General features: G+C 70.6%; 3 protein-coding genes and 1 pseudogene. 2 read left to right on the top strand and 2 right to left on the bottom strand.

From position 1 onward, the window contains the following. The coding region (locus ASC99_RS41315; protein ID WP_369825192.1) for a hypothetical protein at nt 1–369 on the bottom strand (369 nt) is incomplete at its 3' end. 221 nt (nt 370–590) lie between these two features. On the opposite strand from ASC99_RS41315, the pseudogene ASC99_RS28285 reads away from it, so the two are divergent. Continuing rightward, nucleotides 591–1265, top strand: a pseudogene (locus ASC99_RS28285) (2-phosphosulfolactate phosphatase). 131 nt (nt 1266–1396) lie between these two features. Here ASC99_RS28285 and ASC99_RS41790 read toward each other — a convergent pair. Then, on the bottom strand, nt 1397–1519 hold the full coding sequence (locus ASC99_RS41790) for a hypothetical protein (protein ID WP_255359285.1): 123 nt from the start codon (nt 1517–1519) through the stop codon (nt 1397–1399). 965 nt (nt 1520–2484) lie between these two features. On the opposite strand from ASC99_RS41790, the gene ASC99_RS42325 reads away from it, so the two are divergent. Then, entirely contained in the window at nt 2485–3126 is a 642-nt protein-coding gene (locus ASC99_RS42325; RefSeq protein ID WP_057237300.1) for a peptidoglycan-binding protein, read from the top strand. The last annotated feature ends 58 nt before the right edge of the window (nt 3127–3184 follow it).

Raw genomic sequence — 3184 nt, 5'->3', positions numbered from 1 at the left:
CCGCCGTACCGCGCCCGGCAGACCCACCCGGCTCACCGCCGCCGCCACCGACCCGCCGCCGGGTACGCCGGTCGGCATGTCCGGCCGGGCCTGGCCCGGCAGACGCCGGTACAGGTCGCCACTGATGATCAGACCGTCGGGCCCCGACGCCGGAGCCGCCCGGTCGACCCGCAGCGTGCCGACCAGCCGGCGGGCACCCGGCTGGTTCAAACGGACCGTCACCTCGTAACAGCCGTCCCGCAGATCCGCCTCACACCCCGCCCGCACCGGCCCGTCCGCCGCCGCGACCGACGCGCGTTCGGAGGTGATCACCGAGGCGACCGGCACGTCGGGAGCGGCGAGGTCGACGCCGGCGTCGACCGGCTGCAAGAGCCGGTCCGTCTCGGACGTGAGCGGTCCGCAGTCACACATGGCGCCTTCCCCGGGTCGACGGCTCACGGCGCATGTCGGCCGCAGGTCTACCAGAACTCAAACAAGCACCCCGCACCACCGCCACCACGGGAACCTGATCGGGTGAGCCCGGCAGGACGGCTGCGCGATGCCGAGCTCCAACGGCATCGCTGTGAGGCCCGTCACCGGATCATGACCGGATGGACGCCCGTTTCCTCGGCATACCCGAGTGACCGAAACCCCGTCCGTCGCGGTCGTCGTCGACGTCATGCGCGCGTTCACCGTGGCCCCTGCGCCTTCGCCCAGGGGGCGGAGAAGATCGTTCTCGCCGAGTCACTGGACGAGGCCCTGGCGCTGAAGGACCGTCACCCGGACTGGGTGGCGCTCAAGGACGGCCCGGCGGCGCCCGGGTTCGACGCCGTCAACTCCCCTGGCCTGCTCCGCTCAACCGACCTCCGCGGGCGCACCGTCATCCAGAAGACAACTGCGGGAACGGTCGGCGCCCTCGCCGTCCAGGACGCCTCACTGGTGCTGTGTGCCTCCTTCGTCGTCGCCGAGGCAACAGCCCGCCTGCTGCGGGCACACGAACCCGACAGCGTCACCTTCGTGGTGACCGGCGAGGACGGGCGAGCCGACGAGGACCTGGCGTACGCCCAGTACATCGCCGCAGGGTCACCGAGACCGCAACAGACGCGACGCAGTACCTCCACCGTGCCAGCCAGTCACAAGCCGCCACCGAACTGACAAACGGTGTCCGTCAGGGAGTCCACCCCGACGACGTCACCCTCTGCCTCGAACTCGACCGGTTCCCCTTCGCCGTGACCGCCGGCCCCGAGGACTCGCTGATGGTCCTGCGCCCGCACACCCCCCACTGACCAAGCACACGACACCCCGATCCACCGCGCCTCGGTCAGCTCCTCCCCCCGACACGCGTGAACCCGTGGCAAGTCTTCTACGGCGACAGCATCCACACGGTCTGCCACCCGCAGAGCGGCGGAAAGTACTACTACCCCCACAGCAGGATGATCAACGCCGCCGCCAGCGAGCCGCTGCGCCTGGTCGAGCCGGACGACCATGCCTTCGAGGCTGCCAGCCAGCGCTTCCAGTTCCTGGCCTCGCTCATCGCCATGGACGGCCCGTCCGACTGGCGCCGCAATCCCGGCCCGGCGAGTTCCTCCTCGATAGCAACTGGGCTACGACGACGACGGTCTCGCCGCCACCATCGAGCAGGAGATCAGCCCAGACTGACCCCTCCTTCGCGCCGGAGCCTTCGCAGGCGACCCCGACCGCGTCAACACAGCCTTCACCGCGCAAAGCTCCCGAAATGGTGAACAGGCCGCGAGAGCGTGGCAGCCGAGTGCCGGTTGGCATCGGCCGGCAGCGGGGCGCACTGGCCGCTGAAAGCACCGGAGGCGACGGTACGTTGGGCCGCGCTGGGCGGCGTACGGCTCCCGATGGGACGAGGGAGATGACGGTGCGTCCGACACGCTTCCAGGCCCCGCTGGTGGACGTGGCGGCCAGCAGGGACTGGAACCTGAGCATCGCAGCTGAGGAACTGAACGCGCAGCCGTACGGGCCGCCCACAGCCCCGGCGTTCGTCACGCCTTGCGGTCCTTCACTGGGTAGAGCCTCGCGTCCTCCACCCGCTCCTCCCACCACAGGTCATCGGGAGCCGAGACCAGCGCGGACGCCTTCTCCCATCGGGACGGCGCGGGCGAAGGCGGTGTAGAGGGGGCTCGGCGGCGGGTCCGGCGAGCCGGCGGTGAGCGCGAGGCGCTTGAGCTCGTGGACGGTCGCACCGATAGGCCCTCTGACCAGCACCGATAGCCCAGTGCCCCGCGAGCTCCCGCGTTGCAGTCAGAATCGCCAAGGCGCACGGTGGAAGTGAAGGGTCTGACTCTGACACGAACGGCCCTCACCCGCGCGGGGTCCGAGTTCAGGGACCCGGCACCCTCCCCGGCTGTTCCACTTCTCAGCGCGGCGTGCTCGTGGCGCAGCGCCGTACCGGCGTGTCCAGGCGGGGATATCGCCGGAGCCCCGCTCCGCCCCGACGTCGGAGCCACTCGCCCACACCCAGCAGAGAGGAGTTCGACCATGAGCTTGCAGCCTTTCCCCGGAGCAGGGTTCTTCCACGACGGACAGGTCAGCCCGATCATCACCGCGATGGGGCAGCGCCTTGTCGAGGAAGGATGCAGCCAGTACCAGGTGGGGCCCGGCCCCGCGTGGAGCGGCGCCGACCAGGCGTCGTACGCAGCCTTCCAGCGCAAACTCGGATTCTCCGGCGGCGACGCGGACGGCATCCCCGGCCAGACCTCCTGGGACCGCCTCCAAGTCCCGTCCCCCAACGGCGGAGGCAACCGCGTCTCCTCCCCCGCGCCCGGCCACGGCGTCACCACCGCCTATCACATCCCCGGGTCTTGGAGCCTCGGTTACCACACCGGCGCCGACTACGCCGCMGCCGAGGGCACACCGTGCGTCGCGGTCCTCGACGGCTCCATCAGCGAGACGGGCGAGGACCCGAACGCCTACGGAAACTACCTCGTGCTGCGCTCCAACGGCTTCGACTACTGGTACTGCCACCTCTCCCAGCGCACCGTCGGCCGCGGTGCGAGCGTCGGAGCGGGACAGCAGATCGCCCTGGTCGGCCACACCGGCAACGCAACCGGCCCGCATCTGCACTTCGAGAAGCGACCTGCGGGCGCCGGCTTCGGACAGGACGTCAACCCCAACTGGTGAACCCTCATTCGCCGGCCGGCCGGGCGCCGAGCTCTTCGGAACCGGCTGCCACCTCCGA

It is taken from the genome of Kitasatospora sp. Root107 (assembly GCF_001424875.1).
Taxonomy (GTDB): Bacteria; Actinomycetota; Actinomycetes; order Streptomycetales; family Streptomycetaceae; genus Kitasatospora.
This window is presented reverse-complemented; position numbering and strand designations above follow the sequence as displayed.